At 75.3% G+C, this 25,099-nt stretch carries 15 protein-coding genes, 3 tRNA genes and 1 pseudogene; 7 read left to right on the forward strand and 12 right to left on the reverse strand.

The genetic code is table 11. The annotated features are described in order from the left end of the window. The first annotated feature begins 3 nt into the window (after nt 1-3). Together dnaG and ACIQVT_RS06555 are read left to right on the forward strand one after the other, a co-directional pair. Nucleotides 4-1,914: a DNA primase gene (dnaG, locus tag ACIQVT_RS06550; protein WP_403748526.1), complete on the forward strand. Its 1,911-nt coding sequence runs from the start codon at nt 4-6 to the stop codon at nt 1,912-1,914. A gap of 207 nt (nt 1,915-2,121) precedes the next feature. Then, nucleotides 2,122-3,325, forward strand: a pseudogene (locus tag ACIQVT_RS06555) (RNA polymerase sigma factor). A 10-nt stretch (nt 3,326-3,335) separates the two neighbouring features. Here ACIQVT_RS06555 and ACIQVT_RS06560 read toward each other — a convergent pair. The 5 genes from ACIQVT_RS06560 to ACIQVT_RS06580 all read right to left on the reverse strand — a co-directional run bounded on the left by ACIQVT_RS06560 (nt 3,336) and on the right by ACIQVT_RS06580 (nt 9,329). Further along, the gene (locus ACIQVT_RS06560) at nt 3,336-3,512 is read right to left on the reverse strand and encodes a hypothetical protein (RefSeq protein ID WP_403748528.1); all 177 of its coding nucleotides are present in this window, start codon (nt 3,510-3,512) and stop codon (nt 3,336-3,338) included. 207 nt (nt 3,513-3,719) lie between these two features. Next, nucleotides 3,720-5,648 (reverse strand): ABC transporter ATP-binding protein, encoded by a 1,929-nt coding sequence (locus tag ACIQVT_RS06565; protein ID WP_403748533.1) that lies wholly within the window; start codon nt 5,646-5,648, stop codon nt 3,720-3,722. After that, nucleotides 5,648-7,381, reverse strand: coding sequence for an ABC transporter ATP-binding protein (locus ACIQVT_RS06570; RefSeq protein WP_403748536.1), 1,734 nt, complete (start codon nt 7,379-7,381; stop codon nt 5,648-5,650). Before ACIQVT_RS06570 ends, ACIQVT_RS06565 begins: the two co-directional genes overlap by 1 nt. Before the next feature lie 116 nt (nt 7,382-7,497). Then, a complete protein-coding gene (locus tag ACIQVT_RS06575) occupies nt 7,498-8,949 on the reverse strand; it encodes an FGGY-family carbohydrate kinase (protein WP_403748539.1) in 1,452 nt (483 codons plus the stop codon). A 74-nt stretch (nt 8,950-9,023) separates the two neighbouring features. Continuing rightward, the gene (locus ACIQVT_RS06580) at nt 9,024-9,329 is read right to left on the reverse strand and encodes a YtxH domain-containing protein (RefSeq protein ID WP_403748541.1); all 306 of its coding nucleotides are present in this window, start codon (nt 9,327-9,329) and stop codon (nt 9,024-9,026) included. 159 nt (nt 9,330-9,488) lie between these two features. Between ACIQVT_RS06580 and ACIQVT_RS06585 the strand changes: the two genes are divergently transcribed. The 5 genes from ACIQVT_RS06585 (at nt 9,489) to ACIQVT_RS06605 (ending at nt 12,796) form a co-directional block, all read left to right on the forward strand. Beyond that, a tRNA-Asn gene (locus ACIQVT_RS06585) sits at nt 9,489-9,561 on the forward strand. 6 nt (nt 9,562-9,567) lie between these two features. Then, nucleotides 9,568-9,640 (forward strand) — tRNA-Asn (locus ACIQVT_RS06590). 176 nt (nt 9,641-9,816) lie between these two features. After that, nucleotides 9,817-9,890 (forward strand) — tRNA-Ile (locus ACIQVT_RS06595). 176 nt (nt 9,891-10,066) lie between these two features. After that, a complete protein-coding gene (locus tag ACIQVT_RS06600) occupies nt 10,067-11,329 on the forward strand; it encodes a M20 family metallopeptidase (protein ID WP_403748543.1) in 1,263 nt (420 codons plus the stop codon). A gap of 216 nt (nt 11,330-11,545) precedes the next feature. Continuing rightward, on the forward strand, nt 11,546-12,796 hold the full coding sequence (locus tag ACIQVT_RS06605; RefSeq protein WP_403748546.1) for a serine/threonine-protein kinase: 1,251 nt from the start codon (nt 11,546-11,548) through the stop codon (nt 12,794-12,796). Between the two features lie 682 nt (nt 12,797-13,478). Here ACIQVT_RS06605 and ACIQVT_RS06610 read toward each other — a convergent pair. From ACIQVT_RS06610 to ACIQVT_RS06640, 7 genes are all read right to left on the reverse strand, one after another. Beyond that, on the reverse strand, nt 13,479-14,516 hold the full coding sequence (locus tag ACIQVT_RS06610; protein ID WP_403748549.1) for a rod shape-determining protein: 1,038 nt from the start codon (nt 14,514-14,516) through the stop codon (nt 13,479-13,481). Between the two features lie 169 nt (nt 14,517-14,685). After that, nucleotides 14,686-18,714 carry an SAV_2336 N-terminal domain-related protein gene (locus tag ACIQVT_RS06615; protein ID WP_403748552.1) on the reverse strand — a complete coding sequence of 1,343 codons (4,029 nt, stop codon included), beginning with the start codon at nt 18,712-18,714 and terminating at the stop codon, nt 14,686-14,688. Next, nucleotides 18,704-19,777 (reverse strand): AAA family ATPase, encoded by a 1,074-nt coding sequence (locus ACIQVT_RS06620; protein ID WP_403748555.1) that lies wholly within the window; start codon nt 19,775-19,777, stop codon nt 18,704-18,706. The genes ACIQVT_RS06615 and ACIQVT_RS06620 overlap by 11 nt, the downstream gene beginning before the upstream one ends. A 32-nt stretch (nt 19,778-19,809) precedes the next feature. Beyond that, complete coding sequence (locus ACIQVT_RS06625; protein ID WP_403748557.1) at nt 19,810-21,603, reverse strand: trypsin-like peptidase domain-containing protein; 1,794 nt, start codon at nt 21,601-21,603, stop codon at nt 19,810-19,812. Beyond that, nucleotides 21,600-21,992: a CU044_2847 family protein gene (locus ACIQVT_RS06630; protein ID WP_403748559.1), complete on the reverse strand. Its 393-nt coding sequence runs from the start codon at nt 21,990-21,992 to the stop codon at nt 21,600-21,602. The genes ACIQVT_RS06625 and ACIQVT_RS06630 overlap by 4 nt, the downstream gene beginning before the upstream one ends. A gap of 205 nt (nt 21,993-22,197) precedes the next feature. Then, nucleotides 22,198-23,601, reverse strand: coding sequence for a carboxyl transferase domain-containing protein (locus ACIQVT_RS06635; protein WP_403748562.1), 1,404 nt, complete (start codon nt 23,599-23,601; stop codon nt 22,198-22,200). Further along, nucleotides 23,594-25,039, reverse strand: coding sequence for an acyl-CoA synthetase (locus ACIQVT_RS06640; protein ID WP_403748565.1), 1,446 nt, complete (start codon nt 25,037-25,039; stop codon nt 23,594-23,596). The genes ACIQVT_RS06635 and ACIQVT_RS06640 overlap by 8 nt, the downstream gene beginning before the upstream one ends. Between the last annotated feature and the right edge of the window lie 60 nt (nt 25,040-25,099).

Consider the following 25,099-nt stretch of genomic DNA (forward strand, 5'->3'; position numbering starts at 1 on the left):
CGCGTGGCAGGACGGATCAACGACGAGGACGTGAAGGCGGTTCGGGACGCGGTCCCGATCGACGCCGTGGTCTCCGAGTACCTCCAGCTGCGCGGCGCGGGCGGCGGCAACCTCAAAGGGCTGTGCCCGTTCCACGACGAGAAGTCGCCGTCCTTCCAGGTCAGCCCCAGCAAGGGACTCTTCCACTGCTTCGGCTGCCAGGAGGGCGGCGACACCATCACCTTCGTGATGAAGGTGGACCACCTCTCCTTCTCCGAGGCCGTCGAGCGCCTCGCCGCCCAGGCCGGCATCACCCTGCGCTACGAGGAGGGCGGGTACAACCCGGCCCACCAGCGCGGCGAGCGGATCCGCCTGGTCGAGGCGCACAAGATCGCCGCGCAGTGGTACGCGGAGCAGCTCGCCACCAGCCCCGAGGCCGAGACCGGCCGGGTCTTCCTCGCCGAGCGCGGTTTCGACCAGGCCGCCGCCGTCCACTTCGGCGTCGGCTACAGCCCCCAGGGCTGGGACCACCTCACCCGCTACCTGCGCGGCAAGGGCTTCACCGACAAGGAACTGCTGCTGTCCGGCCTGTCCCAGGAGGGCCGCCGGGGCCCCATCGACCGGTTCCGGGGCCGGCTGATGTGGCCGATCCGGGACATCGGCGGCGAGGTCGTCGGGTTCGGCGCCCGCAAGCTGTACGAGGCGGACAACGGCCCGAAGTACCTCAACACCCCCGACACGGCGATCTACAAGAAGAGCCAGGTGCTCTACGGCATCGACCTGGCCAAGAAGGAGATCGCCAAGGCGAGCCGGGCGGTCGTGGTCGAGGGCTACACCGACGTCATGGCCTGCCACCTCGCCGGTGTGACGACGGCCATCGCGACCTGCGGCACGGCCTTCGGCGGCGACCACATCAAGATCCTGCGCCGGCTGCTGATGGACAACGGCAGCGCCCGCGTCATCTTCACCTTCGACGGCGACGCGGCCGGCCAGAAGGCCGCCCTGCGCGCCTTCGAGGACGACCAGAAGTTCGCCGCCGAGACGTACATCGCGATCGCCCCCGACGGCATGGACCCCTGCGACCTGCGCCTGGCCAAGGGCGACGAGGCCGTCGCCGACCTGGTCCAGCCCCGCACCCCGCTGTTCGAGTTCGCGCTCCGCCAGATCCTGAGCCGCTACGACCTCGACACCCCCGCCGGCCGCGCCGCCGCCCTGGACGAGGCCGCCCCGATCGTCGCCCGGATCAAGAACAGCGGCGCCCAGCACGAGGTCGCCGTCGAGCTGGCCGGCATGCTCGGCATCCTCGACACCCAGTTCGTGGTCCGCCGGGTCGGCCAGCTGGCCCGCTGGGCCCGCGACCGCGGCGGCAAGGGCGACCCGCGGCAGGGCCCGCCCCGCCAGGCCGGCCCGCAGTGGGCCGAGGCCCCCCGCCCGGCGGCCGGCGGTCCGGCGCTGACCCTGCGCAACCCTGTCCACGCCGCCGAACGCGAGCTGCTCAAACTCGCCCTCCAGCGCCCCGAGCTGGTCTCCCCGGCCTTCGACGCCTACGGCGAGGACGAGTTCACCGCCCCGCCGTACGCCGCCGTGCGCCGGGCCGTCGCGGAGGCGGGCGGCGCCGAGTACGGCGTGTCCGACCCGCAGGAGTACGTCGTCCGGGTCCGCGAGGCCGCCCCCGACGACACCGTCCGCGCGATGGTCACGGAGCTGGCCGTCGAGCCGATCCTGCGCCGCACGGTGGACGAGACGTACGCCGGCACGGTCCTGGTGCAGATCCGCCGCCGGGCCGTGGAACGCCGCATCCGCGACATCCAGTCCCAGCTGACCCGCCTCGCCGCCGGCGGCGACCCGGCCCGCCTCGCCGCCGTCCAGAACGAGGTCTGGGTCCTCCAGCAGTACGACCAGGCGTTGCGCGAACGCGGCGCGGCGGCGCTCTAGCCGGCACACGGCCCCGGCCCCGCGATCGAGCCAGGTCAGCGGCGGCCCCGGGCCCGGCGCGGCCGGCACGGTCAGCACCGCGTCACGGAACGGATGCAAAAAGTCACCGCACGCCCCTCGTGGCGGCGTTGTGTCGTACTCCACACTGGGGGCCGGTGCCCGAGCCCTCGGAGCGCAGGCCGTCGACTCTCCGCTCCCGAAGTACCGCTGCCGCACCCCCTCCGCAGCGATCATCCTGGAGGTCGCCCCCGTGCAGACCCAGATCCTCGCCCAGACCGACAGCAGTACCCGCGCCAGCACCACCGCGGACGAACCGGACGCGGGGACGGACGTCCTCGGGGCGGTGCCCCCGCAAGCCCGCGCCGCGGACGACCCGGAGACCCCGCCGGCGGCCGGGGCGTCCGAGGAGGATCCCGCGGAGCCGGCGGAGGAGGCCGAGCCGGCCGAGGAGGCGACCGAACCCGTCGAGGCCCCGGCCGTCGCCCGGGCCGAGTCCGGCGGGCCCTCGGCCGACCTGTTCCGCCAGTACCTCCGCGAGATCGGCCGCATCCCGCTGCTCACCGCCGCCGAGGAGGTCGAACTGGCCCGCCGGGTCGAGGCCGGCCTGTTCGCCGAGGAGAAGCTGAGCAGCACCCCCGACCTGGACAGCCGGCTGGCGCACGACCTGGACCGGCTCGTGGTCATGGGCCGGATGGCCAAGCGCCGGCTCATCGAGGCCAACCTGCGCCTGGTGGTGTCCGTCGCCAAGCGGTACGTCGGCCGCGGCCTGACCATGCTGGACCTCGTCCAGGAGGGCAACCTCGGGCTCATCCGGGCCGTGGAGAAGTTCGACTACGCGCGCGGCTACAAGTTCTCCACCTACGCCACCTGGTGGATCCGCCAGGCCATGTCCCGGGCCCTGGCCGACCAGGCCCGCACCATCCGGGTCCCGGTCCACGTCGTCGAGCTGATCAACCGGGTCGTCCGCGTCCAGCGCCGGATGCTCCAGGAACGCGGCTGCGAGCCGACGGCGGACGAGGTCGCCGCCCACCTGGACCTGCCGCCCGAGCGGATCGGCGAGGTGCTGCGGCTCGCGCAGGAACCGGTGTCGCTGCACGCCCCGGTCGGCGAGGAGGACGACGTCGCCCTCGGCGACCTCATCGAGGACGGCGACGCGGCGAGCCCCGTGGAGTCGGCGGCGTTCCTGTTGCTGCGCCAGCACCTGGAGGTCGTGCTGTCCACCCTGGGGGAGCGGGAGCGCAAGGTCGTCCAGCTCCGCTACGGCCTGGCCGACGGCCGCCCCCGCACCCTGGAGGAGATCGGCCGGATCTTCGGGGTGACCCGGGAGCGGATACGCCAGATCGAGTCCAAGACCCTGAACAAGCTCCGCGACCACGCCTTCGCGGACCAGCTCAGGGGCTACCTGGACTGACCGGCCGACATCAGCCGCCCACCGGGTCGTCCCCCCGCTCGGGCGCGGTGCGGCAGTGCTCCACCTGCGCGGCCACCCGTTCCTGAATCTCGTAGGGGACGACGTGCTCCTCGGGGCTGTGGACGTGGACGGCCGGCTCCAGGGCCGGGTCCTCGTGGTGCGTCTGCGCACCGGGAATCCGGCCCACGCGGGCGGCGCCGGCTCGGCCTCGCTCAGCTCCACGCGCCAGGCGTCGTCCGGCAGGGCTTAGTGGAACTGGACGGCGTGGTGACGGCCGGCGTGGACACGCGGTTCTGGCATGTCCGGCGCGGCCGGGGGGCGGCGGCGCGGTCTTTCGTTCGGATCAGGCCGGATCAGGGACCCCGCGAGCCCGGCATGATCCGAACGAGAGGCCCTAGTCCACCTCGGCGACCGCCTGGGCGAACTGGGCCTGGTACAGGCGGGCGTAGGCGCCGCCCGCGGCCAGCAGCTCGGCGTGCGCGCCATGTTCCACGATGGACCCGTTCTCCATCACGAGGATGACGTCGGCGTCCCGGATCGTCGACAGCCGGTGCGCGATGACGAACGACGTGCGTCCGGCCGCCAGTTTGGCCATCGCCTTCTGGATCAACACCTCGGTGCGGGTGTCGACGGAACTCGTCGCCTCGTCCAGCACCAGGATCACCGGGTCGGACAGGAACGCCCGCGCGATGGTGATCAGCTGCTTCTCACCGGCGCTGACCCCCGCGCCCTCGTCGTCGATCACCGTGTCGTAGCCGTCGGGGAGAGTGCGGACGAACCGGTCGGCGTGGGCCGCCCGTGCCGCCTCCTCGATCTCCCCGCGCGTCACCTCCCGCGAGGCGCCGTACGCGATGTTCTCCGCTATGGTGCCGCCGAACAGCCAGGTGTCCTGGAGCACCATGCCGATGCCGGACCGCAGTTCGTCGCGGGTCATCTTCCGGATGTCGACCCCGTCGAGCGTGATCCGCCCGCCGGAGACGTCGTAGAACCGCATCAGCAGGTTGACCAGGGTGGTCTTGCCCGCACCGGTCGGGCCGACGATCGCCACCGTGTGCCCGGGCTCCACCGTGAGGGTCAGGTCCTCGATCAGCGGCTTCTCGGGTTCGTAGCGGAACGACACGTGCTCCAGCCGCACCCGGCCGCGCAGCTCCGCGGGCCGTTCGCCCGGCATCGGGTCCGCCTCCTGTTCCTCCGCGTCCAGGAGTTCGAAGACCCGTTCGGCCGAGGCCACGCCGGACTGCACCAGGTTCGCCATCGAGGCGACCTGCGTCAGCGGCATCGAGAACTGCCGGGAGTACTGGATGAAGGCCTGCACGTCACCGATGGACAGCGCGCCGGACGCGACCCGCAGCCCGCCGACGACCGCCACCAGCACGTAGTTGAGGTTCGACACGAACATCATCAGCGGCTGCATGACCCCGCTGTTGAACTGCGCCCGGAACGCGGCCTCGTACAGCGCATCGTTCTGCTCGGCGAACTGCCGCGCCGACTCCTCCTGCCGCCCGAAGACCTTCACCAGGGCGTGCCCGGTGTACATCTCCTCGACGTGCGCGTTCAGCTTGCCGGTGGAGCGCCACTGCTGCACGAAGTGCGGCTGCGACCGTTTGCCGACCCGGGTGGCGACCACGAACGACAGCGGCACGGTGACGAGCGCGACCAGCGCCAGGATCCAGGAGACCCAGAACATCATCACCAGCACACCGACGATGGTCAGCACCGAGTTGATCAGCTGGCCCATCGACTGCTGGAGCGTCTGCCCGATGTTGTCGATGTCGTTGGTCGCCCGGGACAGCACCTCACCGCGCTGCCGCTTGTCGAAGTACGACAGCGGCAGCCGCGACAGCTTCTTCTGCACGTCCTCCCGCAGCCGGTACATCGTGCGGTTCACGGCCCGGTTCACCAGCCGGGTCGCGACCGCCATCAGCAGGCCGGCGACGAGGAACGTGCCGCACGCCAGCAGCAGCACGCGGCCGACAGCGTCGAAGTCGATGCCCTGGCCGGGGGTGAAGTCGGTGCTCTGGAGCATGTCCGCGACCCGGCCCTGGCCGTGCGCGCGCATGTTCGCGAGGACCTGCGCCTTCGTGGCGCCCTCCGGCATCCGCCGGCCGACGATGCCGGAGAACACCAGGTCGGTGGCGCGGCCGAGGATCTTCGGCCCGACCACGCTCAGGCCGACGCTGACGACCACGCACAGCAGCAGCGTGTAGATCGTGACGCGTTCGGGTGCGAACCGGGCGACGAGCCGTCTGCCCGATCCCTTGAAGTCCATCGAGCGCTGGTCGGGGCCGCCTCCGGCCATCATGCGTCCCATGGGCCCGGCCATCAGGCGGCCTCCGCTTCCGTCAGCTGGGAGAGCACGATCTCCCGGTAGGTCTCGTTGGACGCCATCAGTTCGGCGTGCCGGCCGGAGCCGACCACGCGGCCCTCGTCGAGCACGATGATCCGGTCGGCGTCCCGGATGGTCGCCACCCGCTGGGCGACGATGACGACGGTCGCCTCGGCGGTCTCCCGGGCGAGCGCGGCGCGCAGGGCCGCGTCCGTCGCGTAGTCGAGCGCGGAGAAGGAGTCGTCGAACAGGTAGATCCCGGGCCGCTGCACCAGGGTGCGGGCGATGGCCAGGCGCTGGCGCTGGCCGCCGGAGACGTTGGTGCCGCCCTGCGAGATCGGCGCGTCGAGGCCGCCCTCCAGCTTCCGCACGAAGCCCGCGGCCTGCGCCACCTCCAGCGCGTGCCACAGCTCCTCGTCGGTGGCGTCCGGGTTGCCGTAGCGCAGGTTGGTGGCGACGGTGCCCGCGAACAGGTACGGCTTCTGCGGGACGAGACCCACGGTCCTGGCGAGCAGCGCCGGCTCGACGGTGCGGACGTCCACGCCGTTCACCAGCACCTCGCCCTCGGTGGCGTCGAACAGCCGGGGGACGAGCCCGAGCAGCGTCGACTTGCCGCTGCCGGTGGAGCCGATCACGGCGGTCGTCTCGCCGGGCCGGGCCACCAGGCCGACGGCCTTGAGCACCGGCTCCTCGGCACCCGGGTAGCGGAAGCCCGCGTCCCGCAGCTCCAGGTGCCCGTGTCCGCGCAGCTCCCGGACCGGGGCGGCCGGCGGCACCACGCTGGAGTCGGTGCCGAGGACCTCCTCGATGCGCTCGGCGCACACCTCGGCGCGCGGCACCATCATGAACATGAAGGTGGCCATCATCACCGACATGACGATCTGCATCAGGTAGGCGAGGAACGCGGTCAGGTCGCCGATCGCCATCCCGCCGCTGTCGATGCGGTGGGCGCCGAACCAGACCACCGCGAGGGACGAGAGGTTCACCACCGTCATCACGATGGGGAACATCAGGGCGAGCGTCCGGCCGGTGGCCAGCTGCATCCCGGTCAGTTCGGCGTTCGCCTCGCCGAACCGGCCCTGCTCGTACTCGTCGCGGACGAAGGCGCGGATCACCCGGTTGCCGGTGATCTGCTCGCGCAGCACCCGGTTCACCGTGTCCAGGCGGACCTGCATCGACCTGAACAGCGGGCGCAGCCGGCGCACGATGAGCGTCACACAGATGCCGAGCACCGGCACGACCGCGGCCAGCACCCCGGACAGCGGTACGTCCAGGCCGAGCGCCAGCACGATCCCGCCCACGCACATGATGGGCGCCGACACCATCAGGGTGAACGTCATCAGGGCCAGCATCTGGACCTGCTGCACGTCGTTCGTCGTACGGGTGATGAGCGAGGGGGCACCGAAGTGACCGACCTCACGCGCGGAGAAGGACTGGACCCGGTCGAAGACGGCACCGCGCACGTCCCGGCCGAGGGCGGAGGCGGTCCGGGCGCCGTAGTAGACGGCACCGATGTTGCACACGACCTGGGCCAGCGAGATGCCGATCATCAGGGCACCGAAGGACAGGATGTACCCGGTGTCGCCCTTCACGACCCCGTTGTCGATGATGTCGGCGTTCAGGGTGGGCAGGTAGAGGGTGGCGCTGGTCTGGAGGAGCTGGAGCAGCACCAGAAGGGCGATGGGTTTCTTGTAGGGCCTGAGATAGGTCCGCAGAAGTCGTATGAGCACGCTACGTCTCTCGGAGTCGGCGACAGGGGGCTGGACGGTTGCCCCTGGCCCCTATCGTCGGGCACCGCACCCGTGTTACCCCAACGATTAACCCGGCCGGCCCGGGCACGCGCCCGTCAGGACCGGAACGCCCCCGGATGGGTGTGCTCCCGCACCGCGGTGAACTGCTGCCGCACCGCCTGCCCCACGGCCAGTTCCTCGCCGGGCTCCAGCACCTGCGCCGCCGCGCCCTGCCAGGCCGGCGGGGTCCGCGGGTCGAGGGCGCCCTGCGACACCCCGAGCGCCCACGCCGCCTGCCGGGCCGCGCCGATCGCCGCGTAGTCCGCGGGCTGCGGCACCACGACCTGGGCCCCGAACAGCGAGGGCGCCGACGCCTGCACGGCGGGCAGTTCGGCGGCCGGGCCGAGCAGGAAGATCCGCCGTACCGCCACACCCCGGCCGCGCAGCACGTCCAGCGCGTCGGCGAGGCCGCACAGCATGCCCTCGAACGCGGCCCGCGCCAGGTGCTCAGGTTTCATCGACTCCCGCCGCAGCCCCGACAGGGTCCCGGCGGTGTGCGGCAGGTTCGGCGTCCGCTCGCCCTCCAGATAGGGCAGCAGCACCAGGCCGTGCGCCCCCGGCGTGGACTTCACCGCCAGGTCGGACAGGCTCTCCAGGTCCGGCAGCCCGAGCAGTTCGGCGGTGCCGCGCAGCGTGCGCACGGCGTTCAGGGTGGTGACGACCGGCAGGTGCATGCCGGTGGCGTCGGCGAGGGAGGTGATCATCCCGGACCGGTCGTCGAGCGCCTCCGGGTGCACGGCCATCACGGACCCGGACGCCCCGAGCGACACGACGGCGTCGCCGAGGCCCAGCCCGAGCCCGAACGCGGCGGCCATGGTCTCCCCGGTCCCGGCGGAGATCAGCAGCCCCTCCGGGGTCGTACCGGCCGCGTCGGAGGGGCCGATCACCTCCGGCAGCACCGCCTGGTGACCGAGGGCCAGCTCGACCAGGTCGGGCCGGTAGCCGCCGGTGGCCGCCGACCAGTACCCGGTGCCGGAGGCCCCGCCGCGGTCGGTGGTGCGACGCGCCGGCCGCCCCAGCAACTGCCAGACGAGCCAGTCGTGCGCCTGGAGCAGGACGGCGGCGCGCCGCGCGTTCTCCGGTTCGTTCTTCGCCAGCCAGCGCAGCTTGGTGACCGGGTGGGCGGCCTGGGGAACGCTGCCCACGGCCTGCGCCCAGGCCTCCCGGCCGCCGAGCGCGTCCACCAGGTCGGCCGCCGCGACCTGCGCGCGCTTGTCGCCGCCGACCAGTGCCGGGCGGACGGTGTTGCCCTGGGCGTCCAGGGCGATCAGCGCGTTCTGCTGCGAGGAGACGCCGATGGCCTGCACGCCCTCCAGCAGGCCGCCGCCCGCGGCCTCGCCCAGGGAGAGCAGCCAGGCCTGCGGGTCGACGTCACTGGGCCGCCCCCCGTCCGGCGACTCGACCGGATGAGCGGCGTACCCCTGCCTCAGCACGGCGCCCGTGTCCGTGTCGCAGACCACGATGCGCGTGAAATCGGGCGAGCTGTCCAAGCCGGCGACTATCCCCATGCCTACGAATTTTGCCGCATCGGCGGGGCTGGTCCGGCCGAGGGGCGGCGGCGGTCTCCGGAGCCGGCCGGGTCTCAGGTGTTGCTGGTGCCCCAGTCGTCCTCACCGGTGCCGTTGACGCCGCGCTCGCGCAGGGAGCGCACCCGCTGGGCGACGGACTCCGGGACGCGGTCGCCCACCTTGTCGCTGACCGTGTGGAAGGCCTTGCCGGCGTAGACGCGGCCCTGCTGGGCGGCGGTCTCGGCGGTGTTGCGCACGGCGGGGTTCTGCGTCACCTGCCGGGCGGACTTCTTCAACTGCTCGTACCGCTCGCGTCCGGCCCTCGTGCCGAGTACGTAACCGAGGGACAGTCCGGCGAGGAACGTGAGCCGGTAGCGCATGGCTGCCACCCTTCCCGTGCGTAGGTTTCTGGTGCGGCGCTGGCCCCGGGGGGAACCGATTGGCGGAGCACCCCCCAGCTTGCGCTAATGTATGTGTCGCAGCGACCGCCCGCCCCCTGGCGAATACCCAGGTAGGCACGATCGATGCAATCGAGGCAATCCTCCGTAGCTCAATTGGCAGAGCAGCCGGCTGTTAACCGGCAGGTTACTGGTTCGAGTCCAGTCGGGGGAGCTTCGGTCCTCCGTAGCTCAATTGGCAGAGCAGCCGGCTGTTAACCGGCAGGTTACTGGTTCGAGTCCAGTCGGGGGAGCGCCGAACGAGGACCCCCGCAGGGGTCCTTTTTCATGTCCGCGGGAACCGCCGGGCCGGGCGTCGCCGTCCTCGGGATCATGAGCAGCGCGGAAGCCGACCATCCGAAGCAGGAGATCGTATGAGCGGCTATGCTGCGGCAGACGGCGCGCACACATGTACGCGACACGCCGCTATGGGGCGGTAGCTCAGCCGGTTAGAGCAGCGGACTCATAATCCGTCGGCCGTGGGTTCGAGTCCCACCCGCCCCACCCGACAGCGCAGGCGCAGAATCGATGCGACCTGCGGGGACGGACGAACGGTGGTCGCCACGCCGATACGGCGGCCACCGTTCACCCGCGCGGGCCACGCCTCGCCCGGCGGTCACGGTGAGACCCCCCGCGCGGGCCGCGCCGGCCGAGCCGGGGCCCGGAAGGAGAACGGTCGCATGCCCCCTGCGCCCCGGACCGCCCCCGGCACACCCGGCCCCGCACCCGCCGGCCGCGACCTCCTCGACGCGGCGCGCCGACTGGCCCCCGACGCCGTCGCCCTGCGCCGCGCCCTGCACCGAGGTCCGGAGACGGGCCTGCACCTGCCGGCCACCCAGCGCCTGGTCCTGGACGCGCTCGACGGCCTCGGCCTGGAGATCCGCACCGGCCGCGCCCTGTCGTCCGTGACCGCGACCCTCCGCGGGGCCGCCGACGGGCCGACGATCCTGCTGCGCTCCGACATGGACGCGCTGCCGGTCACCGAGTCCACCGGGCTGCCGTTCGCCTCGGAGAACCCCGGGGTCATGCACGCGTGCGGGCACGACGCCCACATGGCGATGCTCGTCGGCGCCGCACGGCTGCTGGCCGGACGGCGCGAGGAACTGGCCGGGCACGTGGTGTTCATGTTCCAGCCCGGCGAGGAGGGCGAGCACGGCGCCCGCCACATGGTCGGGGAAGGGGTGCTGGAGGCGTCCGGCAGCCGCGCCGACGCGGCCTTCGCGCTGCACGTGCAGCCCACCCTGCCCGCCGGCACCGTACGGCTGCGCCCCGGACCGCAGATGGCGGCCTCCGACCGGTTCCGGGTCGTCGTCCACGGGCGCGGCGGCCACGCCTCCGCGCCGCACACCACCTGCGACCCGGTGCCCGTGGCCTGCGAACTCGTTCTCGCGCTCCAGACGCTGGTCAGCCGCGGCCTCGCCGCCGACGACAGCGCCGTGCTCAGCGTCACGCGGCTGAACGCGGGCACCGCACCCGGAGTCATCCCGGACACCGCGGAACTGGGCGGCACCGTACGCACCCTGTCCGCGCGGACCCGGGAGCGGCTGCACGCGGCGATCGCGCGGGTCGCGCACGGGGTGGCCGCCGCGCACGGGGCGACCGCGGAGGCGATCGTCACCCCCGGCTACCCGGTCACCGTCAACGACGCCGCGTTCACCGACTTCGTCCTGCGCACCACGGCCGAGACGCTCGGCGCCGACGCGGTCGGCGTGCAGCCGGCCGCGCAGCTGACGGCGGAGGACTTCTCCTACGTCCTCCAGGAGGTCCCCGGCGCCCTGGCCTTCCTCGGCGCCCGCCCACCGGACGTGGCCCCGGACGAGGCGCCGTCCCTGCACTCGTCGCGCATGCGTATCGACGAGGACGTCATCACCGCGGGCATCGCCTGCGAGGCCGCCGTGGCCCTGGCCTTCCTCACCGGACGCGCGGCCCAGCCGTCCCGGTGACGCCCCCGGGGCCGCCGGAGCGGACCGGCACCCCGCGGCGGCGACCGCCCGCCGCGCCGTCACCTGCGCGGCGGCGCCCGGCGGTTGCCGCCCCGGGCCGCGCCCCGGAGCCACGGATGTCCGCCGGGCCGCGCCGGGGACGGCCTCCGGCTCGGTGCCCGGCCGCGCGGACGCGAGCTGGACGCACGGTCCGCTCCGGCGGCCATACTTGTCCGCATGGAACGCATCGGGGGATATCTCGTCGAGCGCCGGCTCGGCGAGGGGGGCATGGGCACGGTCCATCTCGCACGGACGCGCGGCGGACGGGCCGTCGCGCTGAAGGTCGCCAAGGCCGAACTCGCCGCCGACCCGGTCTTCCGCGAGCGGTTCCGCAGCGAGGTCGAGGCGGCCCGCGCGGTGGGCGGCTTCCACACGGCGCCGGTGGTGGACGCCGACGTCACCGGCGACCCGCTCTGGCTGGCCACCGCCTACATACCCGGCCCCACCCTCGCGGCCCGGCTCGCCGCCGAGGGCGCCATGGACGAACCCCGGCTGCGGGCCCTGGGAGCCGCCCTCGCCGAGGCGCTGGAGTCCATCCACTCCTGCGGCCTGGTCCACCGCGACCTGAAGCCGGGCAACATCATCATGGCCGACGACGGGCCGCGCGTCCTGGACTTCGGCATCGCCCGGGCCGTGGAGTCCACCCGGCTCACCGCCACCGGCACCGCCTTCGGCACCCCCGGCTTCCTCGCGCCCGAGCAGGCCCTGGGCCACGACGTCACCGGTGCCGCCGACGTGTTCGCCCTGGGCGCCGTGCTGGTGGCGGCGGCGGGCGGCACCGCGTGGGGCGAGGGCACCCCGATGGGGCTGATGTACCGCTCGGTGCACGAGCCGCCGGACCTGTCCGCGGTACCGGCCGCACTCGCGGACGTGGTGGCCGCCTGCCTGGCCAAGGACCCCGCGGACCGGCCCACGCCCACCGCGCTGCTGGACCGGCTGACCGCCGCCGACGCGCTGCCGGCCCACCCGGCGGCCCCGCCGTACCCGCCGGCGGCACCCACCGCGCCGCCGTGGGCGCCCGTCATGCCCCCGCCGATGTTCCCGGCGACGCCTCCGGGGTTCGGCGCGCCGCCGCCCACCACACCCCCGTACCAGCAACCCGTGCCCGTCGCCGCGCCGCCCGCCCCCTACGGCTTCGGGCCGCCGGTCCCGTACGGCAGCCCCGAGGCGGTGCTCGCCGACGCGCAGGCCGGCGTGGTCGTCAACGCCGCCGGGGTGCTGCTCGAACTGGCCGGCGTCACCGCCGACTTCCCGTGGGCGGAGATCGCGCACGTCGAGCGCAGCTGGCGCGGGAACCGCCTCACCGTCACCGTGCGGCTGTGGGACGGCGCCGTGTACTCCTGCGAACTGAACGCCCGCCGCAGGGCCCGCCTGAGCACCTGGGTGGCCCAGCTCGACCCGGTCCTGACGAGGTACCTGACCCGGTAACCGGACGGCGGCAACGACCCGTGCGCCCGCACCACTTGACCCGTTCAGGCTTGAACGGGCCATGTCCTGGGCACGGACCTCCTACCGGCGTCCGGCCGGGGGGTCGGCAGGAGGAGGGCGTCATGGACCGTCGGATCAGGGTGCGTGTCAGCCGGCGTCCCGCAGCGCCGCGCGGGCAGGAGATCGACCGCAGGACGCCCTCGGGCCGCATCCTGCCGTACTGAGCCGGCCGGCCCTCCGGTCCGCGCTTCCCGCCCACCGCAGCGGCCGTGGGCGGCCGGACACCCGTGTGGCGGCCCGGTGCCGGCGCTGTGCGCCGCCGGTCGGGCGGACCGGACCGCGGGCGGCGGGCGAGGTCGGCCCGCCCTCCCGGGACATCCGGGAACGCGCGCCGGAACGGGCCGTTCGAGAGCGTGATGACGTGCATCACCCGGATCTCCCCGCGCCGACCTCTCGTCGGTGTCGCGGGCGCCGGGGCGAGCCACGCCGGATGCCGGACCCGCTGTGGTCCGCACCGGTGGGGACCGAGGCGGTGGCGTCAGGAGCGTGAGCGCCGGGGCCGCCGACCGGTTCGCGCACCCCTCGCCGTCCACGCCGACGCAGGGCGGTACGTGTCCGGCACCGTCCCCTTCGTCCGGGAGGACGGCAGTCCGGGGGCCACCCGGGCCGTCGGGGGCCGGTCTCAGGCGGCCAGCGGGTTCAGCACCAGCGGCTCGATCCGGCCCTCCAGCATGTCGCCCAGGCCCTGGGCCGCGCAGATGTCGGGCCGTTCGGCGATGGACACCGGCATCCCCGTGGCCTGCCGCAGCATCTCGTCGAACCCGGGCAGCCGCGCCGAGCCGCCGACCATCGTGATCCCCCGGTCGGCGAGGTCGGCGACCAGGTCGGGCGGGCAGTCGCGCAGCACCTTGCCGATGCCGTCCAGGACGGCGGTCAGCGGGGTCTGGATCGCGCCGCGCACGGCGGCGGTGTCCACCCGCACGCTGCGCGGCAGGCCCGTCACCACGTCCCGGCCGTGGATCTCGGCGGACGCCGGCCCCTGGGAAGTCAGCCCGGTGCCGGACAGGGCGACCTGGAGCGGCCGTACCGACTGGCTGGGCAATATCAGCTCGTGCCGGTGGCGCAGGTACTGCGTGATCGCGTGGTCCACGGCCTCGCCGCCCACCGGGACCCGCTCGGCGGCGACGATGGACCCCATCGACAACACCGCGACCTGGGTGGCGGCCGCCCCGCACACCATGATCATGGTGGCCTCGGGCCGCTCCACCGGCAGCCCGCACCCCACGGCCGCCGCGATGAGCGTGTCCACCAGCACCACCCGTCTGGCCCCGAGCCCGACGAGCGTCTCGGTCGTCGCCCGCTGGGCCAGCGGATCGGCGTCGTGCGGGGTGCAGGCCGCCGCCCGCAGCCGGGGCTTGCGGCGCAGCGCCCGGCGCATCCGGTCGCCGAGCAGGTGCCGCAGCATCCGCTGGGCCATCTCGATGTCGACGACCGTGCCGCCGGAGATCGGCCGGACGACCCTGATGTAGCTCGGGGTCCGCCCCGTCATCTGCTCCGCGAACTCGCCCACGGCTATCAGCGCGCCGGTCCGTGTGTTCACCGCCGCCGCCGACGGCTGGTCGACGACCAGCCCGGTGCCCTTCACGTACACCCGGGTGCGCGCCGCACCCAGGTCGACGGCGAAGTGACAGCGTCGCAACTGCTCCAGGCTGACGGTCACGGCAGCTCCTCCCGGGTGCGCGGGCCTCGGTGTCCCGCCTGGTCGGCGGGCTCACTGGAATCCTGCGCGGTGCCGGGGGCGGGCGCCTGCCCTGGGCGGCCGGGCGGGGTGCCGCCGAACGGGCGTACTTTCCCGCCGCCCCGGAGTGTCGGCCGGACGGCGGGCCCGGTCACAGGGAACGGGCGGCCTCCAGCAGCGGTTCGAGGGACGACACGGTGACCTCGCTGCCCTCCTCGCGCAGCCGCCGGCGCCCGGCGGCGGTGGGGGCGTAGCCGACGAAGCGGAGACCGAGCTGCTGGGCGGCGGTGAGCTCGGCGACCGAGGAGCTGATCAGGACGCCGCCGCGGGCCGGGGTGCCGCGGGCGCGCAGGGCGCGCAGCAGGCAGTCGGGGTGCGGCGTCAGCAGGCCGAGGTCGGCGCGGCGGCCGTGGACGCCCGCCAGGGGCAGTCGGGAGGGCTCCAGGTAGCGGTGGACGGCCGGGGTGCTGACGTCCGTCACCACGCTGACGCGCCGGCCGGAGCGGTGCAGGGCGCGGACCAGCGCGAGGGAGCGGTGCGTGGTGGGCGCGTCGGGGACGGCGCGCAGTTCCAGGTCGTCCAGGCGGGCCCGCAGCAGGGGGCCGAGCCGGTCGTGGGCGAAGGCGCGCAGCAGGTCCAGCGGATGGGTGAACGCCTCGCGGCCGACCGGGCCGGCCAGCGGCAGCGGCCGGCCCGTCAGCGCGTCCTGCGGATCGCGGTGGTCGGCGACGACGGACAGCAGGTCGAGGACGGCCTCCCGGGCCCGCTGCGCCGGGAACAGCCGGGCGAGGGGCCCGTCGAAGCCGATGAGCACCGTCTCGGCGTCGGTCAGGAGGGCGGACAGCCGGCGGCGCGACGGCACCGGTGGTTCCGCCTCCGGCGCGGGCGCCCACTCGGGGACCAGTTGCACGGTGTACGACACCGCGAGGCCCGGCACCGGCCACCCGTCGATCCCGGCGTTCACCGCCCGCTGGGCCGCGCCCGCGCGGCGCAGCGGGTGAGGGCGGGTGAGCGGGGCCGCGGCGGCGGTCAGGTGGGCCAGCAGCAGCGCCGGGACGCCGGTGGCCTCGGCGCGGACGAGGGCGACCGGGTCCTCGACCCGCCAGGACAGCTTGACCGCCGCCTTGAACGCGCCCTTCCCGGAACTGGGCAGGGACACCAGGTGCCTCGCCTCGTGCGGGGTGAGGTCGACCGTGTAGTACGTCTCCGGGCGGGGCGCGCGGGTGCCGTACGGCTGGATCGGGTCGAGCAGTGTCAGCGGGCCGCCGGGGCGCGTGTGGACGACGGCCGTGCGGCCCGGGGTGGGAACACCCAGCTCGTGCAGGTCGGCGGTGATGAAGGGACCCCGCACCAGGTCGCGTTCGCCGGGCTCGGACGATCTGGGCCCCAGCAGGCAGTACCAGGCGGCCGGTGGGCTGTCCGGGGCGCTGTCGTAAAAGAGCGGCCGGAACGCGGGGGAGCGGCGGGCGGCGGAGCTGGCGGCGAAGTCGTCGTACAGCGCCGGCGGCACGACGACCACGGCGTCCGCGGCGGCCTCCGGCGGCCGGACCGGCGGTTCCCCGAACGTCACCATGAGCCGCGGCGGATCGGTCAGCCGGGCCAGCGCCTGGGGGAGTTCGCGCAGGACGGCGACGAGCGCGGGCAGGAGGCGGGCGTCCGGGCCGGTGCGCACCAGGTAGCCGTCGGGGTGGACGTCCACCGCGTACTGGCGGGGGGTGAGGGAGCCGCGGGCCAGGACCTCGTGCACGGCGGCCTCCAGCGTGATGCGGGCCTCCGGCCGCCCGCCGAGGGCGTCGGCCGAGAACCGGATCCCGGACCGGCCGGCGGGGGCAGGGCCCCCGGCACCGGTCCCGGCCGCGTCCCCGGCGCGGGAGGTGTGGTCCCGCAGTCCGGGCAGGCGGCGCAGGCGGTCGGCGCCGCGCTGCTGGGTCTCCGGGCGGTCGGAGAGCAGCTCGGCCACCGCCGTGTCCAGCTCCGCCTCGATCCGCTCCGGCAGTAAGAGGTGGTCCGGCGGCGGGGGGAGTCGCCGGCCGGGGGCCGGACCGTGGTGCGCGGCGCGCACGATGTGCCCCAGTGCGCGCAGGTCGTCGGCGCGGCTCCCGCCGCCGAAGGTCCTGACGTCCAGGCAGGTCAGGACGGGCCCGCGGGGGGTGAGGACGACGTCCGACGCCGTCAGCCGCCCGTGCGGGCGCCCCTGTGTGTGCAGGGCGTTCACGGCCGCCGCGAGCGGGGGCAGGAGGGCGGTGAGTTCCGCGGCGGGCAGACCGTGCGGCGCGCTGTCGAGCCGCCGGTCCAGGGTGCGGCCGGGGGCGAACTCACGGACCAGGTAGGGGCCTTCGTCGGTGACGCCGTGGTCCGTGACCGCCGCGATGCCCGGATGGCGGATCCCGCCGAGCAGAGCGGCGACGCCCGCGAAGCCGGCCCGCAGCTCCCGCGGGAGGTACGTGTACCGCCGTACCAGGACCGTCCCGTCGTCCCGCCGGGTGTCCTCGGCGAGCCAGTCGGTGCTGTCGGGGCCGTCGGGGCCGGTGCGCCGCAGCAGCCGGTAACGGCCCGCGAACAGCGGTGCGGGCGCGCCCGACAGCCGGCGCACGCTGTCCGCGCTGACCGTGGCGAACGGCTCGCCCTCCGCCGCCGTGCCCGCCCCCCGCCCCGCCGGCACCGACGCCCGGAACTCGCCCGGCGCCCGGCCCGCCCGGCGGTCGATGAACTCGCCCACGCGCTCCAGGAGTCCGGCGGTGCTGTTGCGGGCGGTGCGCGGCAGGCCCAGCAGGAGCAGCTCCCGCACCCCGTCCCGGAAGGCGTAGGTGCCGGGCGGGCCGCCCGGGACGGCTGTCAGCATGCCGCTGAGCACGATCTCGGCCAGGTGCTGCGGGCGGGGGTCGGGTTCCACGGCCGCCTGCACCAGGCGCATGACCGGCAGGTCGGGGCGGCCCACCGCGAGGTGCCCGGCCAGCCGGAACGCCTCGGGGGAGGCGGTCGCCCGGAACCGCAGCACCAGTTCCTCGGCGGACAGCGCGCCGACGTCCGTGCGGTCCTCGGCGTCCACCGGCAGCGGCCGGCCCAGCTCGGCGACCGCGCCGGGCACCTCCCCGCCGCCCGGCGCGGTGAGCAGCGCCGCCCAGTGCGCCAGCCAGCTCGGCGCGGGCTCCAGCACGGGCAGGGGCACGGTGCGGCCGGCCGTCACGGACTCGTGCCCGTCCCGGTCGTAGGGGGTGAAGGTGAGCGCCGCGCTGGGGGCCACGGGGTACGGGGCCGACAGCCGGCCGGGTGCGGCGGGGAGCGCGGTGTCCCGCCACAGGTGCTCCGGGAGCGGCTGGACGACGGCCAGGGGGGTGCGGCGGGCCCAGCGGTGCAGGGTGGCGTACCAGAGGGAGCCGGCGGGTCCCTCCCGCCACTGCGGGCCCATGCAGTCGCTGATCAGGAGGGTCACGGTGCGGCCGTCACCGGGGGCGTGCGCGCCGGCGCCGCGCACGGTGCCGTCGGCGGCCGCCCGGTGCAGGGCGACCGTGCGGAAGGTGCCCGACTGCGCCAGGGCCGTGTGCAGTTCGCGGATCAAGGGCCGCCACACCGGCATGGTGGGCCCTGCGTCGTACACCAGGTTCAGCCGCAGCCAGCGTTCCTGGGCGGGGCGCAGCACGGGCAGCCACCACTCGGGGGCGGCGCCCAGGCGGGCGATGCGGTCGGCGGTCGCCCGCTCGTCCAGCTCGAGGCCCACGGGCGCGTCGGTGCGGCGCCCCAGCGGGCGCAGCGCGCGCTGGAGCGCGAGGGGGTGGCGCAGCATCGGGGGCGCCGGGGCCATGAGCGTGCGGTGGGGCCGGCCGGCCGGCGCCGGGGCGGGCCGCCGGGCGGGCAGGTGCAGGGGGACGCGGGACACCGGGCAGGCGGGTGCGGGTGCCGGGTCACGGTCCGCCGCGGGGGCGGTCCGGGGCGCGGGCGGGGCCGGGGGCGGCTGCGGGGACGGCGGTGCCTGCTCCGCCGCCGGCGGTGGGACGGCGGGGGGTGCGGCCGGGGGTGGTCCGGGGGTGCCGCCGGCCGTGCTGTCGGGGCTCATCCGCCCGGCCAGCCAGAGCAGTTCGGCCAGTTCCAGCGGGGTCGGGCGCACCCCGCGGCCCGCCTCGGCCAGGATGTCGGCCAGGCGGACCACGGGGTCCGGGGAACCGGCGCGGTCAGAAGACATCGGACTGCGCCGCCTGCCCGAGGTACGGCATCAGCTGCTCGGCCAGCCGGTCGAGGGAGTCGGTGTCCAGGTCGGCGGAGCGGGCCAGGTAGATCGCGTTGAGGAGCTGGTCGGTGGCCAGGTCGCCGACGCCGGCGCGGGACAGGAAGCGCTCGATGAGGGTCCGCGCGTAGGCGTCCGGTTCGCCCAGGTGCGCGCGGACGATCTCGGCGAGGTGCCGGTCGTCCGGCTGCCGCAGGTGCAGGGTGACGCAGCGGCGCAGGAAGGCGGGCGGGAACTCGCGCTCGCCATTGCTGGTGAGGACGACGAACGGGAAGGCCCGGCAGCGGACCCGGCCGTGCGCCACCGGCACCCGCTCGTCGGCGCCGTCGGCCAGCACCTCGGCGATCCCGCCCGGGGCGAGGCGGGCGGCGCGCACCAGCTCCGGGATCTCGTACTGGCCCTCCTCCAGCACGTTCAGCAGGTCGTTGGGCAGGTCGAGGTCGCTCTTGTCGATCTCGTCGATGAGCAGGGCGCGGGGACGGTCGTAGGGCAGCAGGGCGGTGCCGAGCGGGCCCAGCCGCAGGTGGTCCTCGATGCCCGACCCGCCCGGAGCGCCCGCCTCCCGCCCGGCCGGTCCGGCCGGGCCGGCGCGGTCCGTCCCGTCACCGGCGGGGGGGACCGCCTGCCGGGCCGCGTACAGCCGCGACAGCGGGTCGTACTGGTACAGGCCGTCGTGCAGCGTGCTGCGGCTGGTGATGTTCCAGCGCAGGACCGGGCCGAGCCGCAGCTCACGGGCGACCGCGTACACGAGCGAGGACTTCCCGGTGCCCGGCGGGCCGGTCACCAGCAGCGGACGGCGCAGGTACAGGGCCGCGTTGACCAGCTGGACGGTCTGTTCCGTCGCCTGGTAGGTCTCGGCACGGTGCATGCGGTCGGGGGAGACGGCGGAGGCGTCGGCCGCCGCGTCGGGCGCCCGCAGCGCCGGCCCGCCGTCGAAGGCCCGCCACGGCGGCGGCGGGGGCAGCTTCGCGATGCCGTCGTGCGGCTCGTTCGTACCGGTGTAGACGGGCCACAGGGGCATGGGCTCTTCTTCTCCGTGGGGGGCGCGGTCGGTCAGGCGACGGGGGAGTGCAGGCTCGCGGTGGTCTCGGGGAAGCAGCGCGGGTCGTCCCAGAGCAGCTGGAGGTCCCTCGCCCAGTGCAGGTCCGGTTCGTCGTCGGCGGCCGCGGCCAGCCGCAGCGACAGGATGTGGCGCGGCAGTTCGGCGGGCGGGACCTCGGCGACCGACACCGCCAGCTCGTCCAGGAACGCGCTGCCCGGGCAGGGCGGTTCCGCGTGGTCCGGGCAGACCGGGTCCGTGTGCGTGGCGCGGGGGCAGCCGGTGCGGGACCACAGCAGGACGGGGACGGGCACGGTGAGGCCGACCTCGAAGTGGCCGCGCGCCGCCGTGGGCGGGGAGGCGTAACCGGCCAGTCCGGCGTCGCCGTCCCACAGCCGCTTGCGCAGGCTCGGCGGGCGTTCCTGGGTGCCGCACTCCACGCGGTGCACCTCCGCGCCCCGGCCGGCCGAGTCCAGCCGCTGCCACTTCTTGCGCAGCTGGTGGCGGAGCCGGCCGCTGCGGTGGCGTGCGCGGTCGGTGACCACCAGCGGGTAGGCGCAGCCGAGGGGGGTGCTGTCCTCCGCGCCGCACTCCCACTGCGCCACCGCCTCGTTGAGCCACTCCCGCGGCAGGACGAACGTCACCAGCTCGTCGGCGTCCGGGGCGAGCTGGGCGACGGCCTCGTCGATGCGGCCCTGGACGTAGGCCCGTACGCCGGTCCTGGGCAGCCGGCCCGCGCCCACCGGCCGGCGCCGGCCGTCGCGGTACGCGGACACCTCGACGGTCACCTGGTCGGGGCCGGCGCCGCTGTGCTCGATCTCGACGACGACCGGGGCCCAGGCCGACGGCTCGGCACCGGCGGCGGCCGGTGACGGCGGGGCCTGGGGCGCCGGGGACGGCGGGGGGTGGGGCGCCGGGGACGGCGGGGGGTGGGCCGGGCCCGGGTCCAGCAGTTTCCCGAGCCGGGCGGCGAACCGGTCCACGGCCTCCGGGTCCGGCACCTCCCACTGCGCGTAGGCGGCGGCCGCCCACAGCGAGGGGAAGCCGCCCGCGGGCAGGGGCGGCCCGAAGGCGCCCACCGCGTCCACGTACAGCCGGTTCGGGTCGAGGGTGCGGCCGGCGCCCGGGTCGTCCGCGCGGCCGGCGCCCGTGGCCCGCCGCAGCAGGGCGTACAGCCGCCGCCGCGCGTCGTCGCGGTGGCCGGGGGTGGGCACCAGCTCGCCCAGCTCGGGCCAGTACCGGGCCAGCACGTCCAGGGGCAGCATCCGGCCCTTGCGCACCGCGGGCGCGTCCAGGGCCGCGGTGACCATGCCGGCCACCCGGCCGTCGGGCAGGGTCGCCGCCGCCCCGCTGAATCCGGCCACCAGCGGCTGCCCGTGCCCGTGCCAGGCCACCAGTTCCAGCCACTCGTCGGCGATCAGTTGGCCGGAGACGGCCTGGTACTCGGCGAGGGTGCCCTCGTCGTAGCCCTCGGGGAAGCCGTAGGCGACCAGTTTCGGGTACGGCCGCGTGTACGCGGCGTCCGGCGGCGCGAACGCGGCCGGGGTCAGCGGGACGTCCCGTTCCAGTTCGAGCACGGCGACGTCACCGGGGTCGGCGGCGTCGCCCGCCCAGCCGCCGTGGGCGACGACCGAGGCGGACAGCTCGCCCAGCTCCCGGGCGTTGGGGAAGGAGACGGTCACCTCCCGCGTGCCGCTGCCCTCGACCACGTGGGCGCAGGTGAGGACCCGGCGGCCGGTCACCAGGAAACCGGCCCCCACCTCGTGGCCGCAGACGATCCGGGCGTGCCAGGCAGCACTGCTCCTCACCGGTCGGCGGCCTCCGGGACCGACGCGGCCTGGCCCGGCACGCTCCGCTCCGGCGCGGGCCGCGCGGACTGCACCGGCTCGGGCGACTGCCCGGGGGACCAGCTGAGCTTGACCACCAGGTGGCCCTCCGTCGATCCCTTCGCGATGACGGCGCCGGCCTCCGCGGACAGCCGCACACCGAACTCGATCTCCACCGCGTCCGGACGCAGACTGCCGTCCCGGAAGACGCGCAGCGCGGCCGAGGCCGCCGCCCGCACGCCCTCCAGGGCGCCCTCGAAGGTCCGCGCGGCCTGCGCCGGCCCGTCGCCGCGCGAGACGAGGCGCGCCCCGGAGCGGGTGACCACACCCTCCACCACGACCTGCGCGCCGTCCTCGGTCGTGAATTCCACCAGCCCGTCCATGGCGCCGTTCGCTCCCCCGTCGTACCTGACTGCCTGACAACCCTCATGTTACGGACGGTGCTTCGGGTGTCACACCGCCGACGGCGCGCGGCGGCCCACCGGCCCAGGTTGGCGAGAACCCGTCACCCTGGGAGCCCGCCACGGCCAGAACCCGTCACCCGGGGAGGTCAGCCGGGAACGTCAGCCGGATATGTCACCCAGGGACGACCGGGCCGGGCCGGTCCGCGTCCTGTGCCGGACCCCCGCGCGTCACGATGCCCCGCACCACGCCCAGCTCCACCAGGTCCTGCGGCCGCAACCGCAGCTGCCCCGCGGTCGCCTCGACCTCCCCGGGCCCGCGTTTGAGGATCGCCGCGGCGAGCTCCGGGGCGATCACCGAGAAGTAACTGTCCGGTGTGGCCCAGGTGTTGCCGGGCGCGGCGAGCGCCAGGGCCCCGCCGGAGCCGCCCTCGCCGATGACGAGGGTGGTGACCGGCACCCGGGCTGCGGCCACCGCGCCGAACACCTCGGCGATCGCCGGGCCGGCGCCCTGCCGCTCGGCCTCCGCGTCGTTGGCGGCGCCCGGGGTGTCCACCAGCGTCAGCACCGGTGTGCCGAGCCGGTCCGCCAGCCGGATCAGCCGGGCGGCGGTGCGGTACCCGGCGGGGCGGGTCGCCGCCCCGGTCTGCGCGGCGTACGCCACGGTACGGCCGTCCCGCTCGCCGAACCCGCACAGCATGCCGACGGGGTCCGTGCCGCCGCACCGGTCGCCGCTGATGCCGGCCCGGTGCGCGAAGTAGGCGTCCAGGTACGCCAGGCAGCGTGGCCGGTGCGGTGACCGGGCCCGCCGGACCGCCTCCCAGCCGGTGCCGGGCAGGGCGGTGGCGCCGAGCGCGGCCGGTACCTGAGCGGGCACGACCGGCCCGCCGTCCGGGGGCGTGCCGCCGGTCAGCAGCCGCAGCCAGGAACCCAGCACCTCCCGCACCGCCGACGGCTCCACCACCGCGTCCACCGAGCCCGCCGCCACCTGCGCCTCGGCCGTGTAGGCGGCCGGATCGGCGTCCGGGGGGCGGACGCGGGAGCCGGCGAAGCCGACCTGGGCGCCGGGCAGGGCCAGGACGACGTCGGCGCCCGCGCCCAGCGTGGCCCAGCCGCCGCCGGTGGTCGGGTCCCGCGCGACGGCGACCTGGGGCAGGCCGGCCTCCCTGGTGAGCGCCGACTGGCGGGCCACCCGCTGGAGCTGGGTCAGCGCGAGCATCCCCTCCTGCATCCGGCTGCCCCCGGTCGCGACGAGCGGCACGACCGGCAGCCGGTGCGCGCGAGCGTACGTGTACGCCGCCTCCAGCCGGTCCCCGGTGCGTTCGCCGAGCGAGCCGCCGAGGAAGCCGAACTCGAAGGCGAGCAGCACCGCCCGGGTGCCGGCGACGCTCGCGGTGCCGCAGACGACCGACTCCCGCTCACCGGTGCGGGCGGCGGCGCGGGCGCGCGAGTCGTCGTAGCCCTGCCAGCCGAGCGGACCGTCCGGCCGGGAATCGCGCGCCGGGTCGGGCAGGTCACCGAAGCTGCCGGGGTCCGTGACGAGGGCCAGCACCTGCCGCGCGGTGAGCCGTTCAGGCACCGGTCAGCGCCCGCTTCATGATCTTGCCCATGTCGTTGCGGGGCAGCGCCTCCAGGTAGCGGACGGTCCGGGGGCGCTTGTGCGGGGCCAGCCGCCGGGCCACGTGGTCCGCGAGCTCCTCGGCGCCGGGCGGGGTCTCCGGCTCCGTGGGCACGATCCACGCCACGATGCGCTCGCCCAGGTCGGCGTCGGGTTCCCCGGTGACCGCCGCCTCCCGCACCCCCGGGTGCTCCAGCAGCGCGTTCTCGATCTCACCGGCCCCGATCTTGTAACCGCCGCTCTTGATCAGGTCGGTGGCCTTGCGCCCGACGATGCGGACGTAGCCGTCGGGTTCACGCACGGCCATGTCCCCGGTGCGGAACCAGCCGTCGGCGGTGTAGGCGGCGGCGGTGGCGTCGGGCCGGTTCAGGTACTCGGTGAACAGGTGGGGTCCGCGCACCTGGATCTCGCCGACGCTCTCCCCGTCGTACGCGGTGATCCGCGAACCGTCCTCCTCCACCAGCCGCAGCTCCACGCCCGGCAACGGCACCCCGACCGTGCCCGCCCGGGCCTCTCCGTCGGCGCGCACGCTGGTGTTCATCAGCGTCTCGGTCATGCCGTACCGCTCGACGACCCGGCGTCCGGTGGCCGCGGCGATCCGCTCGTGGTCGTGGACGGGCAGCGCCGCCGACCCCGAGACCAGCAGTCGGGCCCGGCCGAGCGACGCGGCCAGCGCCGGGTCGCCGGGCAGGGCCTCGGCGATGCGGTGGTACATCGTCGGCACCCCGAACACCATGGTCGCGCCGTCGTCCAGCTCCCGGGCCACCCCCTCGGGGGAGAACCGCCCCAGGTGCCGCACCGAGCCGCCGCGCCGCAGCGGGCCGAGCACGCCCAGCACCAGCCCGTGCACGTGGAACAGGGGCAGCCCGTGCACCAGCACGTCCTCCGCGGTCCACCGCCAGGCGTCGGCGAGGGCGTCCAGGGTGGTGGCCAGGGCCCGGCGGGGCAGCACCGCGCCCTTGGGCGGGCCGGTGGTGCCGGAGGTGTAGACGACCAGCGCCGGATCGCCGTCCCCGGCCCGCTCCGCGGGGACGGTTCCGGTGGCGGAGGCGTCGATGTCGATGCGGGGCAAAGCGGTGAGGACGGGCGGCAGTTCGGCCCCGGGAGCGGCGAGCACCAGCGACGGCGCGCTGTCCGCCACGATGTGCGCCAGCTCCTTCTCACCCGACCTCGGGTTCAGCGGCACCGCGGCCACCCCGGCCAGCAGCGCGCCGATGACGGCCACCGCGGTCTCCAGCTCGGGGGTGGCCCACACGGCGACCCGTCCGGTGCCGCCCAGCCGGCCGGCGAGGGCCCCGGCGGCGCCCGCGAGGCCGCCGTAGGTCAGGGTCCGCGGGCCGAACCGCAGGGCGGGCCGCTCGCCCGGACCCTCCGTCAGGGCGGGGAAGAGAGAGGACACGCGGCGCACTCCTTACTGTCGACAGCGTCGACCGCCGGGACGACAACACCCTTCCTACAC

The sequence above is a fragment of the Streptomyces sp. NPDC100445 genome, from assembly GCF_044759735.1.
In the GTDB taxonomy this organism is placed as follows: domain Bacteria; phylum Actinomycetota; class Actinomycetes; order Streptomycetales; family Streptomycetaceae; genus Streptomyces.